The sequence below is a fragment of the Candidatus Krumholzibacteriota bacterium genome (assembly GCA_016931295.1).
In the GTDB taxonomy this organism is placed as follows: domain Bacteria; phylum Krumholzibacteriota; class Krumholzibacteriia; order Krumholzibacteriales; family Krumholzibacteriaceae; genus JAFGEZ01.
Window position 1 is genome coordinate 1 of sequence record JAFGEZ010000001.1, and the last position, 18,514, is coordinate 18,514.

Annotated in this window: 14 protein-coding genes; 7 read left to right on the forward strand and 7 right to left on the reverse strand. The window is 70.4% G+C overall.

All coding sequences use genetic code 11. The features are described from left to right. The 3 genes from JW876_00005 to JW876_00015 all read left to right on the forward strand — a co-directional run. Nucleotides 1-878: tetratricopeptide repeat protein (locus tag JW876_00005; GenBank protein MBN1883885.1), on the forward strand; the 878-nt coding region annotated here is incomplete at its 5' end. 103 nt (nt 879-981) lie between these two features. Beyond that, complete coding sequence (locus JW876_00010) at nt 982-2,076, forward strand: hypothetical protein (protein ID MBN1883886.1); 1,095 nt, start codon at nt 982-984, stop codon at nt 2,074-2,076. Continuing rightward, nucleotides 2,073-3,446 carry an O-antigen ligase family protein gene (locus JW876_00015; GenBank protein MBN1883887.1) on the forward strand — a complete coding sequence of 458 codons (1,374 nt, stop codon included), beginning with the start codon at nt 2,073-2,075 and terminating at the stop codon, nt 3,444-3,446. Before JW876_00010 ends, JW876_00015 begins: the two co-directional genes overlap by 4 nt. On the opposite strand, the gene JW876_00020 is transcribed toward JW876_00015, so the two are convergent. Together JW876_00020 and JW876_00025 are read right to left on the reverse strand one after the other, a co-directional pair. Then, the gene (locus JW876_00020; GenBank protein ID MBN1883888.1) at nt 3,447-5,045 is read right to left on the reverse strand and encodes a hypothetical protein; all 1,599 of its coding nucleotides are present in this window, start codon (nt 5,043-5,045) and stop codon (nt 3,447-3,449) included. A 17-nt stretch (nt 5,046-5,062) separates the two neighbouring features. Next, nucleotides 5,063-5,305, reverse strand: coding sequence for an Lrp/AsnC ligand binding domain-containing protein (locus JW876_00025; protein MBN1883889.1), 243 nt, complete (start codon nt 5,303-5,305; stop codon nt 5,063-5,065). Between the two features lie 192 nt (nt 5,306-5,497). On the opposite strand from JW876_00025, the gene JW876_00030 reads away from it, so the two are divergent. Then, nucleotides 5,498-7,792 carry a hypothetical protein gene (locus JW876_00030; GenBank protein ID MBN1883890.1) on the forward strand — a complete coding sequence of 765 codons (2,295 nt, stop codon included), beginning with the start codon at nt 5,498-5,500 and terminating at the stop codon, nt 7,790-7,792. A gap of 71 nt (nt 7,793-7,863) precedes the next feature. Here the strand turns inward: JW876_00030 and JW876_00035 are convergent, their stop codons facing one another. The 3 genes from JW876_00035 to JW876_00045 all read right to left on the reverse strand — a co-directional run bounded on the left by JW876_00035 (nt 7,864) and on the right by JW876_00045 (nt 11,148). After that, complete coding sequence (locus JW876_00035) at nt 7,864-8,439, reverse strand: hypothetical protein (GenBank protein MBN1883891.1); 576 nt, start codon at nt 8,437-8,439, stop codon at nt 7,864-7,866. Nucleotides 8,440-8,566: 127 nt separating this feature from the next. Beyond that, nucleotides 8,567-9,574: a hypothetical protein gene (locus tag JW876_00040; GenBank protein MBN1883892.1), complete on the reverse strand. Its 1,008-nt coding sequence runs from the start codon at nt 9,572-9,574 to the stop codon at nt 8,567-8,569. Then, on the reverse strand, nt 9,571-11,148 hold the full coding sequence (locus JW876_00045) for a hypothetical protein (protein MBN1883893.1): 1,578 nt from the start codon (nt 11,146-11,148) through the stop codon (nt 9,571-9,573). Before JW876_00045 ends, JW876_00040 begins: the two co-directional genes overlap by 4 nt. Nucleotides 11,149-11,379: 231 nt before the next feature. On the opposite strand from JW876_00045, the gene JW876_00050 reads away from it, so the two are divergent. Further along, nucleotides 11,380-13,080: a Na/Pi cotransporter family protein gene (locus JW876_00050; GenBank protein MBN1883894.1), complete on the forward strand. Its 1,701-nt coding sequence runs from the start codon at nt 11,380-11,382 to the stop codon at nt 13,078-13,080. 6 nt (nt 13,081-13,086) lie between these two features. Here JW876_00050 and JW876_00055 read toward each other — a convergent pair whose 3' ends face one another. Together JW876_00055 and JW876_00060 are read right to left on the reverse strand one after the other, a co-directional pair. After that, the gene (locus tag JW876_00055; protein MBN1883895.1) at nt 13,087-15,162 is read right to left on the reverse strand and encodes a tetratricopeptide repeat protein; all 2,076 of its coding nucleotides are present in this window, start codon (nt 15,160-15,162) and stop codon (nt 13,087-13,089) included. 62 nt (nt 15,163-15,224) lie between these two features. Then, nucleotides 15,225-16,472: a dicarboxylate/amino acid:cation symporter gene (locus JW876_00060; protein MBN1883896.1), complete on the reverse strand. Its 1,248-nt coding sequence runs from the start codon at nt 16,470-16,472 to the stop codon at nt 15,225-15,227. 187 nt (nt 16,473-16,659) lie between these two features. Here JW876_00060 and JW876_00065 point away from each other — a divergent pair, with 187 nt between their 5' ends. Beyond that, nucleotides 16,660-17,376, forward strand: coding sequence for a protein-L-isoaspartate(D-aspartate) O-methyltransferase (locus JW876_00065; protein MBN1883897.1), 717 nt, complete (start codon nt 16,660-16,662; stop codon nt 17,374-17,376). Nucleotides 17,377-17,490: 114 nt separating this feature from the next. Beyond that, a complete protein-coding gene (locus tag JW876_00070; GenBank protein MBN1883898.1) occupies nt 17,491-18,303 on the forward strand; it encodes a M48 family metalloprotease in 813 nt (270 codons plus the stop codon). Nucleotides 18,304-18,514 lie beyond the last annotated feature (211 nt).

An 18,514-nucleotide genomic window follows, 5' to 3' on the forward strand; every position in this document is an offset into this window, starting at 1 on the left:
CGGCCGGCTGGCTCCGCCTCCTCGGCCGCAAGGCGCTCGTCTACTGGTCCGGCGAGGAGATCCCCGACATCCTCGATGTGCGCATCTACCGGCGGCACTGTTCCGTCCTCGGGGCGGCCGCCGTCACCTTCACCGTCATCTCCCCCTTCTGCCTTTTCGGGCTCTGGGTGGTGCGCCGGCGGCGTGGGCGGTGGATCGCGTGGCTCTTCACCGTGGCGGCCCTCGGCTCGATCCTTCCCTTCTTCGTCAACACGCGCTATCGCCTTCCCGCCGTGCCGGTCTTCATCGCGATCGCCGCGGCGGCCGTCGTGTGGTTCGCCAAACAGATCGCCGCACGCGACCCGCGGCGCCTCGCGGTTGGTGCGGCGGCGCTGGCGGCCCTTTTCCTCCTCGTCTCCACGCGGGACAACGTGCGCGTCGATCCGAGCGCCTCGTACACCTTCCTCGGCAATCACCACATGCAGCGGGGCGAGACGGCCGAGGCGGAGGAGGCCTTCCGGACGGCCTTCGAGCTGAACCCCGGCGTGATGACGCGGATCAACTACGCGCGCGTCCTCTCGCGCGCCGGGCAAAAGAAGGAAGCTGCGCTCCTCTACGCGGCGGCCTTCGCCGAGCGCCCCGATTTCCCCAACCTCGCCCTCGAGTACGGCAACCTGCTCGAGGAGGCGGGGCGGGCCGCCGACGCGCGGGCGCTCTATCTCCACGCGTGGGAGAGCCCGCGGACGCGCGAGCGCGTCGTCGCCTGCAAGCTCCTCTCCCGGCTCGCCTGGTCGGAGGGGGACGTCGACGGGGCGATCGCCTGGCTCAAGGCCGGACTCGAGATCGCGCCCGGCGACGAGAGCCTCGCCGAGACCCTCCAGCGGATCGAGCGGCGGTAGGGGATCGGGCCGCGCCGCCCAAAAGGGCCTTGCCCGCGCCGCGCGGCGGTGCTACAGTCCCGCTTGCGAGAGAATTACAGCCACGACAAGGGGATAGAAGGACATGCCCTCGCTGATCATGATCATCCTCGGCCGGAAGCGGCTGCTCATCGCCGTCGCCGCCGGCGCCTTCGTGCTCTCGGCGGCCGTCTCGCTCGTCATCCCGTCGCGCTACGTGGCCACCGTCTCCTTCGTGCCCGCCGGCGTCGAGCGCGATCTCGCCGGCACGGCGGATTTCTTCACGAAGTTCGGCTCCTTCGGCGACGCCTACCGCTCGATCGTGCGCGTGCGGCGCAACTCGGTCGTCGACGTCGTCATGCGGAGCCGTCCGGTCGCGGCCCTCATGGACGCGCGCTTCGGCCTCGCCGGGCGGTACCGCGCCGACGGCGTCGAGGAGGTGCGGCGCGGTCTCCGCGAGCGCACCTCGGTGACGGTGACCGACGAGGGGGTCATCGTCGTCGGCGTGGAGGACCGCGAGGCGGCCGTCGCGGCCTCGATGGCCGGCGCCTACGTGGAACTGGTCGATTCCTTCCTCGTCGAGATGGCCGTCGGCGGCGCGGCGGGCGAGCGGCGGTTTCTCGAGGAGGAGATCGCGCGGCGCGAGCGGCGGATCGCCCGGGCAGACTCGGCGATCGGCAGTTTCATGGCGGAGAACCGCATCTGGGGTCTCGAGGCGCAGGCGCGGGCGATGGTCGAGGCGGGGGCGCTTCTCACCGCGCGGCTCGACGCCCTCGAGGTGGAGAGACGTTTCCTCGAGACGACGCTGCGCGGCGACAACCCGCAGTTGTCCCGCATCGGGATGCAGATCGACGCCCTCCGCGGGGAGATCGACGCGATGAAGCGGGGGGGGAGGGAGGACGCGCTCTTCCCGCCGCTCGCCGAGATGCCGGCGCTCGGGGCCCGCTACCTGCACATGATCGCCGGGCGGCGCGTCGAGGAGTTCGCCATGGCCTACCTGCAGCTCCGGCTCGCCGAGACGCGATACAACGAGCACAACCGCGGGAGCGTATTGCGGATGATCGATCCGCCGATGGTTCCCGAGAAGCGCGTCTGGCCGCGGCGCAAGCAGATCGTTCTCGTCTCCACCGCCGCCGCGCTCTTCTGGGCGTGTTTCTTCCTCCTCGCGGCCGAGCGGCGACGCGCGGGGGCGGCGTCGTGAACGCGCCGGCACCTGACGGCCCGGTGCGCAGGGGGCGCCTCCTCCTGTGGGCGGCGGCGGCCCTCGCCGTGGCCGTCGCCGCGTGGCTCCTCCTCCCCGCCGGGCTCGTCCGGCTCGCCGTGCTCGCCGCGCTCGCCTTTCCCGCGGCGGCCGCCCTCGTCGACCGCCCGCGGTGGATCTTCGCGATCCTCGTCGTCATCCTCTTTTCCAACATCGACATCTTCTTCTCGATCCGCGTCTTCCGTCTCGTCCTGGCCTTCCTGCTCGCCGCCTTCGTCCTCTCGATGGTTCGCGGCCGCAGGATCGTCGTGCACGACGCGCTTTTCACGGCCCTCGCCGCGGCCTTTCTCGTCACCGTCTTCCAGTCGCTCGCCGTCGCGCGCGAGATCGCACCGGCGCTCGACCGCTTCGGGCGGTTCGCCAAGGTCCTCCTCAACGTCGCCATCGTCGCCCAGTTCACCAGGACGCGAGAGGAGTTTCTCGACTTCCTGCTCGTCCTCGTCGCGGGGGTCGCGATCAACAATTTCCTGCCCCTGGTCGTCGCACCGCCCACCGAGTACCAGACCACGTCGCTCCTCTGGACCGAGGGGGTCTTCCGGTACGAGGGCTTCGCGCTCGAGCCGAACGAGTTCGCCATGCTGCAGATCTTCACGATCCCGCTCCTGATCTTCCTCGCGGTGCGGTACCGGCGGCCGTGGTTCGCGCGGCCCCTCTTCGTCCTGCTCGTCGCGGGAAGCGTCCTGGCGATCGCCCTGTCCTTCTCGCGCGGCGGCTTCGTCTCGCTCGTCTTCCTCGCGTTCTGCCTGGTCGTCGTCGAGCGGCGCAACCGGTGGGTCGCCGCGGCCGGCGTGACGCTCGTCGCCGCGGCGGCGATCCTCGCCCCGGCCGTCTACTGGAGCCGGATCACGTCACTCGTCGAGGCCTTCACGCATCTCGACGAGGATTTCGCCGTGGCGAGCCGGATCATGACGATGAAGACGGCGATCGCCCTCGGCCTGCGGAATCCCCTCTTCGGCGTGGGGATCGACAACTTCATCCTCCACGCCTCCCGCTACGTCCCCTTCGGGCTCGTCGTGCACAACGCGCCCCTCCAGGTCTTCGCCGAGTGCGGCCTCCCCGCCCTCGGGCTGCTCGTCGCCATCGTCGTCTGCAACCTGCGCGCCGCGCGGCGCCTCGCGCGCGAGGCCGACGCCGACGGCAGGCTCCTCGGGCGGATGCTCCTCGTGCAGCAGCTTGCCGTCCTCTTCAACGCGATGTTTTTGCCGGTGGCCTTCGAGATCACCTTTTGGATCGCCCTCGCCCTGCCAACGATCGCGCTCGCCGCGTGGCGGCGACCCGCGTCCGCTGCCCCGGACCCGGCCGGCGCCTGATCAGCGGGCGTCTTCCCGCAGACGATAGAAGGAGAGGAAGAAGCCGCCGCCGACCGGCATCTCGTCGTAGACGTAGAGACGGGCGAAGTCCGGCTGTTCGGCGATGTCACGCTCCTGGATTTTCAGGGGGAGATCGCGTTCCGGCCGGTGTCCCCTGTGGATCCAGACGTTGCCGAGGAGGAGCAGGTCGGGGCGGCGGCCGATCACGTAACGGCCGTTCGCCTTCATGTGCCCCGGCTGCGTCGACACGATGCGTCCCTCGCGGGCGATCGCCGGCTCGGTGAGGCCGAGGAGGTCGACGATCGGCAGGCGGCTAAACCAGCCGATCGCCCCGGTCGAGCCGCAGGCGATCCGGGCGGTCGGGGGGAGGGCCTCGGCGAGGCGGACGCCGACGTGGCCGAAGTTCGTCACGACGAGCCGCTCGGTCCGGAACCGCTCCCAGGTGGCCCCGGCGTAAACCATGAGGAGCGAGGCGGCGAGGGCGAGGAGGATCGGCGCGGGGTCGGGGGCGCGCCGGCGCTCGCCGACGACCGGCGGCGCCTCGCCGTTCCGCGGGGCAGCCGCGGCGCTCCGCCAGGGGGCCGTCCGCAGGAAGAGCCCCTCGGCGAAGAGGATCGCCGCGAGGGGCACGGTGGCGTAGAGGAGGCGGAAGTGGGGCATCCAGTCGCCGCCGAGCGCGGCCACCGCTCCCCAGTGCGCGAAGACGAGAAGGAGAAGGCCCCGCGACTCGCGGACCAGTCGCTCGCCGCCGAGAAGGAGGCCGGCGGGGAGAAGCCAGCCGTACGCGAAGAGGAAGCCGCGGAGGTAGCGCGCGCCGTTGGCGAGCAGCAGGCCGGGCGGCCCCGTCTTGGCGTACCAGGTGTTGGGGAGGAGCTCGCCGAAGTAGCGTTGTTTCCAGAGAAGATAGGGCGCGAAGACAACGAGCAGAACGACGAGCCCGGCGAGAACGACCTCGCCCCGGGCGACCGGCCCGGCGCAGGCCCGCTCGTCCGGCCGGCCGTTGCCCCGGACGAGGAGGAGCAGCCCGGCCGCGGCGAAGAAGAGGAGGCCGTCGGGGCGAACGAGACCGAGGACGCCGAGGGGGAGCATGACGCGCCAGGCCTGCGCCCCGCGTTCGATCTGGAGGACGCCGGCCATCAGGAGGAGCGTGAAGAGGGGGATCTCCGTTCCCGAGAGGGCCCAGACGGCCGTCGTCGGCGCGGCGGCGAGGAGGAGGACCGGCGCGGCGGCGGCCGGCCACGCGCCGTTCCCTGCGGGGCCGCCGCCCGCCCCGGCCGCCCGCCGCACCGCGCGCGCCGCGGCGATTTTCGCGGTCAGGGCGAGCGTGCCGACGGCGCAGAGGAGCGAGAGGGCGCGGGCCGCGCCCACGAGCGGCAGGCCGAGACGGCCGGCCGCGGCGAGCAGGAGGAGCCAGAGGAAATTGGTGTAGCCCTCGACGCGCTCGCCCTCGTTGAAGACGAACCCCGCGCCGCTCGCCACGTTGCGCGCGTAGCGCAGGGTGATGAAGGCGTCGTCGGGGATGTACCGGTAGAGGAGCAGTCCCGCGACGAGCAGGACGGCCGCCGAGACGAGGAGGATGACGCCGCTTCGCCGGGACACCGTCGCCGCTCCGTCCGCTAGTTCTCGAGGAAGATCACGTTGCAGGTGATCGTGTCGATGATGCCGGGGATCGCCTGGATCTCCTCCAGGACGAACCGGCCGATGTCGTTGAAGGTGGGGCCGTCGACGATCGCGATCATGTCGTAGGGACCGGAGACGGCATCGACCTTCTGGACGGGGTCCATCTTCGTCAGGGTGCCGTAGACGGCGCGTGCCGCGCCGGCCGCGATGCTGATCAGGACGTATGCCGTGGCGCGCATGGAGACCTCCCCTGCTTGCGGATCGCCGTCGAGACGGCAACTGTCTTGAGCCCGATGGCGCGAGTATGGCAGAATGGGGCGACCGCGGCAATACGATTCGGGGAGCGGCCGGCCCCGCGGCGCCGGCCCGGGACGGGTTGCCCGTCGCGTCGCCGCCCCGCCCCGCGCCGGCCCGTACCAGGGGAGCGATCGGTGAACCGGAGAACATACATCCTCGTCCTCGTCGCCCTGTTCCTTCTCGCCAACGTTTCGCGGGGGATCTTCCGCGGGCACATCGCCGCGCCGCGCTACGTCGCCGAGGGCGCCTCGCACTTCCGCTACACCGGGATGGTGGCGGCGGGCGAGCGGATCCCCTCCCTCGATCGCGACGCCCAGTGGCCCGAGGGGCTGCGCCCCTACGAGGAGACGGCGGTGGGGATGGAGTACCTCTACGGCCTCGCCTACCGGTTCCTGCCCGGCGACAAGGTCGATCTCCACGCCTTCACGGCCTTCTTCACGGCCTTCCTCTTCTCGCTGGCCGTCTTTCCCGTGGCGCTGCTCGCCGGCGTTCTCTGGGGGAGCCGGTGGGCGGGAGTCGTCGCGGGGCTGATTTTCGTCGTCTCGCCGGCCCTCGTGGGCCGGTCGAGCGGCTTCGAGCTGATCCGCGAGAACGTCGCCTTCCCGCTCCTCGCCCTCCACACGTGGCTCTTCCTCCTCGCCTCGGCGGGCGCGGGAACGATCGCCGCGGTTCTCGGCGCGCTCGCCCTCGCGCTGGCACTCGCCTCGTGGCAGGGCACGCAGTTCTTCCTGCTCCCGCTCCTCGCCTGGCTGCTGTTCCGGCGGGTCGTCTTCGACGTCGGTCCGGCGGAGCGCCGCGCCGTCCGGTGGGCGCTCGGCGCCATCTTCCTCGCCGGCCTCCTCGTGCCCTTCCTCCGCGCGGGGCGGTTCCTTCTCTCGCCGGGCGCCGCCCTCGGCGCCGCGTGGCTCGCCGCCGACGCCGCCGTGCGGCTCTCCGGTCGCGGCGGGCGCGGGCGGCGGATCGCGTCGTGCGCCGCCGGCGGGGCGATCGGCGCGGCGGCCGTCCTCGTGCCGGCCGCCTTCGCCGCGGGGCACTTCACCGCCTACGCTCATTTCTTCCATCTCGTCCTCTACAAGCTGCGCTACCTGCGCAAGCCGGTCGACCCGCGGCTTTTGCCCTTCGACGCGCGCGCCTTCTGGACGGGGCCTTTCAACTCGCCCGATCCGCGCCACCTCTTCGTCTTCGTCTTGCCCCTCGCCTTCCTGCTGCCGGGGCCCCTCTCGCGCCTCTGGCGCCGGGCGAGGACGGGCGAGCCCGCGGCCGGCACGGTCCTCTTCCTCGTTGCCGTCTCCTTCGCCCTCTTCCTCCTGATGATGCGGCTGTTACCGCTCTGGGGGCTCTTCGCCGCGGTCGCGGCGGGGGGGATCGTCTACGATGTCCGCCCGCGCCCGCGCACCGTCGCCGTCATCCCCGGCGTTACGGCCCTCCTGCTCGTCGGCGTGATGTGTCTCCAGGCGGTCGCGTGGGAGACGCCGGCCGATCTCTGGCGCAGCTTCGCCGACGCCATCCGGGTGCCGTCGAGGCGCTCCTTCGTCATCTTCCCGTCGGGGGGCGATCCCGAGGAGGGGCTCGTCTCGTGGATCAGGGCGAACACGCCAACCGACGCCGTCGTGATGAGCCTCCACTACCACGCCCCGCAGGTGCTCGCCTACGCGGGGCGGCGGACGAACCTCAACGACTTCTTCGAATCGCCGCGGCTCCGCCGCAAGGCCGAGGCGCTCCTTTCGGCGCTCTACGGCGGCGAGGAGGGATTGTGGGAGCTCTGCCGGCGCGAGGAGAGCGACTACCTGCTCGTCTCCGCGGCGCTCGGCTGCGATCCGACGCGCGACTCGCCCCTCTACCAGGCGGGATTCATCGACATGCCGCCTGGCTGCGCAAGCTATCTCCTGATGTTCGAGCCCGAGCGGCTGAAGCATTTCGACCTCGTCTACGAGAACGAGCGCTACCGGCTCTTCCTCGCGGGACGGCCCTGGTCGAAACGGCGCTGGCCGCGCTCGCCGCTCTTCTACGAGAAGGATCTGCTCTGGGGGTCCGACGGCGACATCGAGGCGTTCTACGACTCGGCGATGCACGTCTACGCGCTCACCGCGAGGGGATCGTCGCTGATCCGCCTCGGACGCGTCCGCGAGGCGGAGGAGCGCCTCACGCGCGCCCTGCGCGTCTTCTACTTCTATCCGGCCTGGCGGAATCTCGTCGAGCTCTACACCCGGCAGGGGCGTTTCGACGAGCGCCTGCGCCTCGCCCGTTTCGCCGACAACTTCGACCGCGACCGCTGCGCGGTCTGCATCGAGCTGGCCCGCAGCCGCCTGGAGACGGGTGACGAGGAGGGGCTTCGCGACGAGATCAAGCGCTGCCGCACGCTCTACCCGACGGTCGTCGAGCGGCAGCGGATCGCCGAACTCCTCATGCGTCTCGGGGAAGAGGAATAGCCCCCGCCGCCGCGCGCTCGCCGGGGGGGCGCCGCCGCGGTGCCGGTCGCCGCCGCCCGGCCGGCGCCGTCCTACCTGAGGCACCCCTTGATCGCGCCCCACGACGCCGCTTCCGCTCCCGTCGTTCCGCAGACCGGGTCGTGTGGCGAGCGGTTGAGGAAGAGGATGGTGACCGGGTCGAGACCATGGCGCGGGTACCCCTCCTCGCAGGAGACGTACTCGCGCTCCCACTCGACCGGGGGGCCGGGGTAGAGCCAGAAGATCGGGCCGGTCATGGTCACCTCGGTCGGATCGCCGTCCAGCACGATGAGCGTTCCCCGCAAGAGCCACGCCCAGCCGTAGAGGCACTCGGCGAGCTGCAGGGCGTAGTCGGGGCCGCCTATCGTCCACACGAGGATCGGGTCGTTGCGCTGGAGGTCGGTGAGCGCGGCGTTGCCGGGGATGCCGAAGTTGAAGGAGGCGGCGATCATGCCCTCGGGGCCGCCGAAGGCACACGCCCACAACGTGACCGTGTACGGGGGAGAGCCCTCCGTGCACCAGTGCTGGTGCGTGTCGTCGACGTAGAAGCCGACGTAGGAGGCGGCGCCGCCGGCAGCCGGCAGCGCGAACGCGAGAGCGAGCGCGAGGACGAGCACGCGACGGGTCATCGTCATCCCTCCATGTCAAACGTGTCCGGTGGGTACCTGTAATATAGCACGAATCGGCGCGGACTGCACGGGCAGCCAGGGAAGGCGGGCGTCCGGGGATGGAGCGGGGAATCCTGGGCCGGCGAGGCTAGAACGCGAACCCGGCCGAGACGCGCGTGCGGCGGCCGAATGCATCCTCGGGGTCGAAGCTGAACGCGAGTGCCACCTCGGCCCCCATCCAGCGGGAGCCGGCGCCGAGCGTGGGGATCGTGCGCTCCCCGTCGGTCAGGCGGACGTCTGCGCCGCCGGAGACGAAGAGGAGGCCGCCGGCGATCTCGGCCGTCGCCCCGAAGAGGACGCGGTGCATCTCCCCGTCGCGGAGGACGAGGTCGCAGCCGGCCGAGACGAGGCCGGCGATCCGCTCGTACGAGCCGGCGAAAACGATGTCGGGCTCGATCTCGTCGGTGCGGTCCGACCAGGAGACGCTCGAGGCGAGGTTCCGTCCGACGACGGCGAGGAAGACCTGCCCGGTGAGCCGCATCGTGAATCCCGCGTCCACGGCGATCCCCGAGGCGTCGGCGTCGTCGAGATCGCTCCACGCGCCGAGGCCGCGGAGGGTGAGGCCGAGCGCCGTGTTCGTTCCCGTGCTGTAGGCCGCCGAGAAACCGATCGAACCCTCGTTCCAGCCCGAGCCGCCGGCCAGCTCGAGGCCGAGGTGCGAGACGGAGAGGGCGACGGCGAGCCGCCGCATCGAGGGGCCGGTCGAGTCGGGGGCCTCGCGCGTGTCGAGGAGCCCCGTGCCGACGGAGAGGATGCTGTACCAGGCGTTCATGCCCGGCACGGGCTTCGTCGAGCCGAAGGTGGCGCGGGCGCCCTCGAGGAAGACGAGGTTGGCGGGGTTCCAGTGGGCGGCGCGGTCGTCGCGGACGAGGATCGATGCGGCGCCGCCGAGCCCCTCGCCGAAGGCGTCCCAGCCCATCGGCACGAAGGAGCCGCCCTGCGACGCCTCGCCGGCCGTCGCCGGCGCGGCGTGGCCGAAACAGAGAAGCAGGCAGAAGAACAGGCAGGCGGCCGCGCGCGGGCAGGCGACGAGGCCGCGGCCGGCGCCCGTCCGGGGCGTTCCGGGGATAATCCATCTGCCGTTCCCGCGCGTCATTCGCCTCTCACCACCGCGATGAAGTGCTTCTCGCTCCGTCCGTCCACCGTGACAACGAGGAGGAAGGGGCCGTTGTTGACCTCCTCGCCGTCGTCGTTGAGAAGATCCCACTCGATCGAGAACGCGGTCGAGGGGCCGAAGGCCCGCAGCGAACGCACGGCGCCGCCGGCGAGATCGAAGATGTCGATCTCGACGAGGCGCGCCGGGTCGGGCGTTCGCACGGAGAAGACGTCCGGTCCGCGGAAGGCCTCGGGGAAGGAGACGCCGAGGGAGGTGTCGAGGACGACCTCGACGGCGTTCGACGGGCCGCTCACGTTCCCCGCCTCGTCCTGCGCGTAGGCGCGGAGCGTGTTCGTCCCCTCGAGGAGCGTGACGTCGATCGTGAAGCTCGACAAGGCCACCCGTTTCGCGAAGACGTCGGTCGACGATCCGGCCGTGCGGTAGACGAAGAGGCTGTCCGTCTCGTTCGCGTTCAGCTCGACCCCGAGGGCGAGGCCGGGGTCGCGCACCGGGGAGAGGGGCTCGACGAGGACGGGAGCCGCCGGGCTCGTTCGGTCGATCCTGAACGTGAAGGAGGCCTCGGACTCGTTGCCGAGACGATCGGCGCAGCGGGCCTTGAACACGTATGTGCCGTCGATGAACTGGCCCCCGACGGCGACGAGATCGAAAACGTCGATCCGCCAGCAGAGGGTATCGCCCGCCGTCCACGTGCTGTCGGCCGACTGGCCGGGGGAGACGTTGCCGCTCGTCGTGACGGTGAAAACCGGCGCGGCGACGCCGCGGCCGTCGTGGCAGCAACCCGTGACGACGGTCGAGGGCTCGCGCGATGAGGGCGGGATCGAGTCGACGAAGGCGATCGACGGGCCCGAGGCGTCGATGTCGACGTGCCCCTCGTCCCGGCCGGTGTTCCCCGCCTCGTCGGTGGCCGCGAAGGCGAGCGTCCACACGCCGTCGGCCGGAGCGGCGCCGGGATACCAGGCGAAGCGGTGCTGGCCGTCGCCGGCGACGCGCGCGGGGACGGCGATCGGGGCGGCCTCGCCGCCGGGGGGCGTCGCCGTCGCGGCGAGCGTCGTCGCCTCGCTCCACTCGCCGAGCGTGAGGTAGACGGCGATCGATTCGGGGGCGCCTGGCGCGCCGGGTGCGAGCAGGCCGGGCTCGAGCCGGTCGATCCGGACGATCGGGGCCACGCGGTCGACGACGAGCTCCCGGACGATCGTCTCGGTCTCTGTTCCGCTGCGCGCGAACACAGCCAGCTCCCAGACGCCGTCGGGCACCGGCGAGCCGAAGTCGTCGAGGCCCGACCAGGAGGCCGCGTGCTCGCCGGCCGGCGCGGGGGCCGCCTCGAGGAGGAGGGCCACCGGCACCGAGGAGGACGGGTCGCGGACGACGGCGCGCAGGGAATCGAGATCCGCATCGAGGAGGAGGCGCACGCCGGTCGAGTCGGCGATCCCGTCGCCGTTCGGCGAGATCGACGGCCGGTCGACGATGACGTCGACAAGCGTTCCCCCCGGGGCCGCGAACGCCGCGACCGAGGCGAGAAGCAGGGCGATGATGGCGATCCGATGCGTCTTCATGCGCGTCTCCGGTCTCGGGGATACCGGGACATGATAGGGAGAGGCGCCCCGCCAGTCAACCGTTTTCGCCGGGCGAACGGGCCGCGCGGCGCGTTCCGCGCCGGTCGACGCCGTCGCCGCCCGGCAGGTCCCGGCTCCCCCGTTTCTTTTGCTTGCGACCCCCGGATCGATTGCGTATAGTGAACGTCCCTTGCACGACCACCGTCCCCGGATGCTCGAGAGGGATCGCCGATGCATTACGATATCTACTTCCAGCTCCTCGGTGGGCTGGGCTTTTTCCTCTTCGGCATCAAGTTCATGTCCGAGGCCCTGCGGAAGGTCTCGAGCGAGCGGCTCAAGAACATCCTCGCGCATCTCACCAAACGCCGGGTCGTCGCCCTCCTCGTGGGCGCGGGGCTCACCGCACTGATCCAGAGCTCGAGCGCGATGACCGTCATGGTCGTCGGATTCGTCAATGCCTCGCTCCTCACCCTTCGCCAGGCGATCCCCGTCATCCTCGGCGCCAACATCGGCACCACCTTCACCGCCTGGATCGTCTCCTTCTTCGCGATCTTCAAGATCACCACCTACGCCCTCCCCGCCGTCGGCATCGGCTTCATCCTGATGACCGTCTCGAAGAACACGCGGTCGCGCCAGTGGGGCGAGGTCCTCTTCGGCTTCGGGGTCCTCTTCGTCGGGATCGGGTTCATGAAGGACGCCTTCATGCCCCTCGAGAGCAGCGAGAAGATCCTCAAGGTCATGGTGACCTTCAGCCGCTACCCGATCCTCGGCGTGCTCGTCGGCACGATCATCACGATGGTCCTGCAGAGCAGCTCGGCAACGATCGCCCTCGTCCAGCTCCTCGCGTTCCGCGGCCTGATCGACTTCCCCTCGGCGATCCCCCTGATCCTCGGCGACAACATCGGCACGACGATCACCGCCCAGATCGCCCGGATCGGCGGCACCACCGGGGCCAAGCGCGTGGCCTGGGCGCACACGCTCTTCAACGTGATCGGCGTGGCGTACATGCTCGTCTTCGTCCAGCTCGGACTCTATCACCGGGCGATCGAGGCGATCGTCCCCGGCCTGGTGACCAGCAACAACATCATGCTGCACATCGCCCTCTCGCACTCGATCTTCAACTGCTTCAACGCAGCCCTCTTCCTGCCGCTCAGCGGATGGCTCCAGCGCCTCGTCGAGCGGGTCGTGAAGCGGAAGGGGGACGAGCTCCTCTCCGCAGAGCCGCGCTACCTCGAGCCGCGGCTCCTCGAGACGCCCCCGCTGGCCCTCGAGCAGAGCAAGAAGGAGATCCTCCGCATGCTCCACATCGCCGACTCCGCGCTCGGCGACGCGATGAAGCTCTTCTTCGACGGCGCGATCGAGCTCGAGCGCAAGGTCCACCGCAAGGAGGACGCCGTCGACAACCTCCAGGCAGAGATCACGCGCTACCTGATCAACATCTCGATGGAGGGGCTCGAGCGCGAAGAGGCCGAGATGATCCCCGTCTTCATCCACACGGTCAACGACATCGAGCGGATCAGCGACCAGTCGGAGAACATCGTCGAGCTCGGTTTGCGCCTCCACGGCCAGAAGCTGCCGCTCACCGCGAGCGCCGTCGCCGAGATGAAGCGGATGGCCGACGTGGCCCACGACATGCTCAACGACGTCGCCCTCGGCCTCCAGCGGAACGACGCCGACCTCGCCTCCCACGCCCTCGAACACGAGGACCGGCTCAACCGCATGCAGATCACCCTCCGCCAGAACCACGTCGACCGGCTGGGCGACGGCACGTGCAACATGCTCTCGGGCCTCGTCTTCCTCGATTTCGTGGATTGTGTCGAGAAGATCGGCGATCACCTGGCCAACGTCGCGCAGAGCCTCATCAGCGGTCTCCGGTGGGAAGCGCCGGAGCACGAGGAGCCCGACGTCGAGTCGATCCTCGAGGCGGAATGATCCCCGCTATCGTCGTTCCTTTTCCAGTCGCTTCTCGATCCGGGCGATGACCTCGTCGTACCCCGGCGTCATCGGGGAGAGCTGGCGCGCGCGGTAGACGTGCTCGAGGGCCTCCTCGAGCAGGCCCGCCTCCTCGAGGGCGAGGCCGAGGTTGAGGTGGATGTCGGGCGAGTGCGGGCTCATCCCGGCGCCCCGCCGGAGGGTGGCGAGGGCCCCCTCGCGGTCGCCGGACTCGGCCTCGAGGACGGCGAGGTTGTTGTAGGCCTGCCAGACGCGGGGGTTCATGTCGATCGCCCGCTCGTAGTACATCCGCGCCGTCTTGACATCGCCCTCCTGCTGCCGCCGCGTCCCCTCGTTGACCCAGGCCGACACGACGCCGTCCCTGCCCGCCTCGTCGGCGGGATCGATCTGCATCGCCCGTTCGTAGGCGATCGCCGCCGCCTCGTACTCGCCCGCGCGGTTGCGCGCGTAGCCGAGCCGGAGCCAGAGCCCGGCGTCGAGGGGGCGCTCGGCGACGAGCCGCTCGAACTCGCGCACCGCCTCCTCGTACCAGCGCTGCGATACGTAGGCCTCGGCGAGGCGCCGCCGCACCTCGAAATTGTCCGGCACGATCCGGAGGGCCCGGTCGAGTTGGCCGATCGCCTCGACGAAGTCCTCGTTCGCGATCGCCGCGTCGGCGTAGCCCCAGCGCGCGATGACGTTGAGGCTGTCCGCCTCGACGGCGACGGCGAAGCGTTCGGAGGCCTCCTTCCAGCGGTGCCGCTCGAGCGAGCGGTAGCCGAGGATCGTCTCGGCGCGGCCCGCCTCGAGGGGAAGCGAGCGGAGCCGGGCGGTGGCGACCGGCTCGGAGACCCCCGCGGCGAGGATCGGCACGAGGTGGAAGAGGCCGAGCGCCCCGACGACGAGGCAGGCGGCGCGCATGGCGCGCCGGCCGGGGAGCCGCTCGCCGAGGAGAACGAGCGCGGCGACGGCGAAGACGGGGGCCGTGGCCGCGGCGATCTCCCACCGCAAACCCGCCTGGACGCGCGATCCGGCGAGCAGGACGGCGGCCGTCGCCGGCACGACGAGCCAGAATGCGAAGGCGCCGAGACCCGAGTCGCGTCTCCGCCCGCCCGCGACGAGCAGGAGGAGGGCGAGCGCCGTCACGGGCCCGCCGGCGAGGAGCGCGTTCGCCCCGTCGCGGAGGATCTCGCCGGCCGAGGCGCGGGAGAGGGAGCCGACCGTCGAGACGAGGGCGCCGACCGGTCCCGTGCTCCCCGTTGCGAGGACGAGGGAGACGAGCAGGACGGCGAGGAACACGGTCGCGGCCGCCCCGGCCACGTTCGCCTCCTCGCGCCTGCCCTCGCGCGTCGCGCGGGCGAGGAGCCAGAGGTAGGCCGGGACGAGGCAGGCGAGGGAGGTGTGCACGCCGATCGCAATGACGAGCGCGAGGCCCGCCCACACGGGGTGCCGTCCCCGGAAGGCGGCGAGCGCGGCGACGAGGAAGAGGAGCGCGGCCGTCATCGCGAGGGCGCCCGAGCCGGGGACGCCGAAGAAGAACGCGACCCAGCCGCTCGCGAAGAAAACGGCCTTTCCCGCGAGATCGCGCCGTGCGAAGGCCGCCGCCCTGAACGCGAGGACCGTGTAGAGGAGCCCGGCCGCGATCGAGAGCACCGTCCCCGTTCCGGCGGCGGTGCGGAGGAAGACCTCGTTCATGAACCGGTAGACGGCCGCGTAGACGAGCGTGGCGAGGGGCGCCGCCTTCGTGAAGAGCGCGCCGCCCGCGATCGCGCGGGAGACGGCCCCGGATTCGCCGACGAGGTCGTGCCGCGCATGCAGGAGCCAGGCGATGAGAAGGAATGCCGCGGGCGCGAGCCACGGCACGGCCCGCTCGAGGCGCGAGGGCGCCTCCGGCACGTCGGTTCCACCGGCCGCGCGGCGCCGGACGAGCGCGTAGACGAAGACGACGATGGCGAGGATCGTCCCCCAGGTGAACGAGACCGTGCCCCAGCCGGCCAGTCCCCAGAGGGAGCCGGTCCAGAAAACGGAGGCGGCGAGCGAGAGGGCGAGCCATGCGGCCGTGAACAGAACGATCAAGGTCATGTCGTCTCCCTGCGAGGAACCTGTCGGTCGAGGCCGGCGGCGCGGAGCGCGCGGCGGCCGGCTCAGCGGTCGGCGGCGGGAACCGCCAGCTCCCCCTCGGTGGCCGCGACGACGACCGAGGCGGAGATGTCACCGGTAATATTCACGACGGTGCGGCACATGTCCAGTATGCGGTCCACGCCGAGGATGAGGGCGATCCCCTCGAGGGGCACCCCGATCGTCTGGAGGACCATCGTGAGGGTGATGATCCCGATCCCCGGCACGCCGGCGGCCCCGATCGAGGCGAGGGTGGCCATGAGAACGATCGTCAGGAGGTCGCCGATCCCGAGGGAGAGGCCGTAGACCTGGGCGATGAAGACCGCCGCCACCCCCTGGTAGAGGGCGGTGCCGTCCATGTTGATCGTCGCGCCGAGGGGCAGGACGAAGCTTGCGACCTCCTCGGAGACGCCGAGGTTCTCCTCGGCGCACTCCATCGAGACGGGGAGCGTGGCGTTGCTCGAGGAGGTGGAGAAGGCGATGAGCTGCGCCGGGCGGATCGACCGGAAAAAGACGGCGGGCGAGATGCGTCCGAAAACGCGCACCGCCGTCGAGTAGACGAAAACGACGTGCAGGAAGAGCCCCGCGACGACGACGAGCGAGTACTTGAGGAGCGAGACGAGCACGGCCGAGCCGAACTGCCCGACGACCACCGCGATGAGGGCGAAGACGCCGAGGGGAGCGAGCTTCATCACGAGGTGGACCATCTGGATCATCGCCTCGCTCAGCGCGTCGAAGAAGCCCACGAGCGGCTGCCCGCGCCTGTCCGGCACGAGCGTGACGGCCACGCCGAGCAGGAGCGCGAAGAAGATGATCTGGAGCATGTTCGCCTCGGCGAGGCTCTCGACGGGGTTGCCGGGGACGATCCCCACGAGGGTCTCGGTGATCGAGGGTTTCTCGCGGGCGATCTCTATCTTCGCCGCCGCCTCGGTGCCGTATGAGGAGATGAGGGAGTCGCGCGTCTCCGACCCGAGCCCCGAGCCGGGCGTAAAGATCGAGCCGAGCGCGAGGCCGATCGTGATGGCGATCGCCGTCGTGCAGAGGTAGTAGCCGATCGTCTTCACGCCGATCCGCCCGAGCTTGCGGATGTCCCCGAGGCTCGCCGTCCCCACGAAGAGCGACGAGAAGACGAGGGGCACGACGATCATCCGGATGAGGCGGATGAAGATGTCGCCGACGGGGCGGAGGAGCTCGGCGCGGGGGCCGAGCAGGAGCCCCGCCGGCACGCCGAGGACGAGCCCGACGAGGATCTTCGTGTGGAGCCTCGTCTGCATGAAGCTGCGGACCGGGTTCATCGGGCTCCTTTCGCCGCGGAGCGGGTGCGGGGGCGCCCCGAGCCCGTTCCGGCACGGCGCGGCGGGGGCCGCCCCCCGAAATCCCTTGCAGCGGTGGGATTGTAGCCATAGAATCGATTGTACCGCAACCGGTTTTCACGGCTCGGCCGGCTTGCGGGCACGTCCCATGCGCACAGCACACGCCATATGCGGCCTCGCCGTCTTCCTCGCCGCTGCCCTCCCCGCCGGGGGGTGCGCGGGCGGCGAGACGGACTACGCCTCGCTCCGCCGGCGGATGGTCGAGACGCAGATCGCCCGGCGCGGCGTGACCGACTCCGCGACGGTGCGGGCGATGCTCGCCGTGCCGCGCCACCGGTTCGTGCCGGCGGACGTCCGCGGCATGTCCTACGAGGACCACCCGCTCCCGATCGGCAGCGGCCAGACGATCTCCCAGCCCTACATCGTCGCCCTCATGACCGCCTCGCTCGCTCTCACGGACACGTCGCGCGTCCTGGAGGTGGGGACGGGCTCGGGCTACCAGGCCGCCGTCCTCGCCGAGATCGCCCGCGAGGTCTACTCGATCGAGATCGTCACCGCGCTCGCCGAGCGGGCGGGGCGACTCCTGGCCGAACTCGGCTACGACAACGTCCACGTGCGCGCGGGGGACGGCTACGCCGGCTGGCCCGAAGCGGCCCCCTTCGACGGCGTGATCGTCACGGCCGCCGCGCCTCGCGTGCCCGAGCCCCTCGTAAAGCAATTGCGCGCCGGCGGGCGGCTCGTCATCCCCGTCGGCGAGGGCTGGCAGGAGCTGTGCGTCTACGAGAAGGAGGCTGGCGGCCAGCTCCGGCTCCTCTCGACCCTCCCCGTGCGGTTCGTCCCGATGACGGGGAAGGTGCGGAAATGAGCCGTTTCAACGGCGCGGCGGTCCTTCCCCGCCTCCGCTGGAAACCGCCCGGCGAGTATGGTATTCTCGTTTCCCGATGACGAACATCGACTTTTTGACCGGAGGAGAATGACAATGACACGGAGACTCTCAGCGGTATCGCAGGCGGCGCTCACGCTCACGATCGCCGCCGTGCTCGTCGTCGCCGGCTGCGCGACGACGGGGATCAACAAGGGGCAGGTCAACCTCATCTCGAGCGCCGAAGAGGTGCAGATGGGCGACAGCTTCTCCGTCGAGGTGGAGAAGCAGTACACGATGCTCGACGATCCCGCGGTGGTCGCCTACGTCGACCGGGTGGGGCAGCGGATCGTCAAGGTCAACGACCGCCAGGACATCACGTTCCATTTCAACGTGATCGTCGAGGACCAGATGAACGCCTTCGCCGTGCCGGGAGGCTACATCTACGTCTACACGGGGCTCCTGAAGGCGATGGACGACGAATCGCAACTCGCCGGCGTCATCGCCCACGAGATCGGCCACGTCGCCGCCCGCCACTCAACCGAGCGCCTCACGGCGATGTACGGGGTGCAGATCCTCGCCCAGCTCCTCCTCGGCAACAACCCGAACGCCTACGCGAACCTCGTCGCCAACATCTTTTCGACGACGGGTTTTCTTGCCTACAGCCGCTCGAACGAGTTCGAGGCCGACGAACTGGGGCTCCGCTACGCGAACGCCGCCGGCTACGATCCCGACGGGTACATGGAGCTCCTCGGGAAGTTCCAGACCGCCGAGACCCGCGAGCCCTCGAAGCTCGAGAGCTGGCTCTCCACCCATCCCCCCACGAGCGACCGCATCGCCAGGGTGAAGGGGCAGGCCGCGGGGTTCACGCGGCGCGGGCAGCTGCGGAACAGGGACGTGTTTCTGTCGATCAAGAGCAAGTTGAAATAATTCGAGTTTTGTTGCCAACGTTTTTGCCCAAGCTGAGACGATAGACGATTTACAAATAGTGATTTCCTTGTCGCCTCACGAACGGCATTTCTGCATCCTCTTGACAGCACTGCATCAATAGGCAACACTAGACAACTGTACTGAAAATTCGATTCGAACAACGTGGGGCAATCCAGATGGATAACCTCATGACATTGTCCGAGGTGGTCGC

What these genes read in the sequence shown, in the direction of transcription:
- JW876_00050 (MBN1883894.1), top strand. Translation starts at nt 11,380, where the DNA reads ATGCATTACGATATCTACTTCCAGCTCCTCGGTGGGCTGGGCTTTTTC.
- JW876_00065 (MBN1883897.1), top strand. Translation starts at nt 16,660, where the DNA reads ATGCGCACAGCACACGCCATATGCGGCCTCGCCGTCTTCCTCGCCGCT.
- JW876_00040 (MBN1883892.1), bottom strand. Translation starts at nt 9,574, where the DNA reads ATGACGCGCGGGAACGGCAGATGGATTATCCCCGGAACGCCCCGGACG.
- JW876_00010 (MBN1883886.1), top strand. Translation starts at nt 982, where the DNA reads ATGCCCTCGCTGATCATGATCATCCTCGGCCGGAAGCGGCTGCTCATC.
- JW876_00045 (MBN1883893.1), bottom strand. Translation starts at nt 11,148, where the DNA reads ATGAAGACGCATCGGATCGCCATCATCGCCCTGCTTCTCGCCTCGGTC.
- JW876_00070 (MBN1883898.1), top strand. Translation starts at nt 17,491, where the DNA reads ATGACACGGAGACTCTCAGCGGTATCGCAGGCGGCGCTCACGCTCACG.
- JW876_00035 (MBN1883891.1), bottom strand. Translation starts at nt 8,439, where the DNA reads ATGACCCGTCGCGTGCTCGTCCTCGCGCTCGCTCTCGCGTTCGCGCTG.
- JW876_00025 (MBN1883889.1), bottom strand. Translation starts at nt 5,305, where the DNA reads ATGCGCGCCACGGCATACGTCCTGATCAGCATCGCGGCCGGCGCGGCA.
- JW876_00055 (MBN1883895.1), bottom strand. Translation starts at nt 15,162, where the DNA reads ATGACCTTGATCGTTCTGTTCACGGCCGCATGGCTCGCCCTCTCGCTC.
- JW876_00060 (MBN1883896.1), bottom strand. Translation starts at nt 16,472, where the DNA reads ATGCAGACGAGGCTCCACACGAAGATCCTCGTCGGGCTCGTCCTCGGC.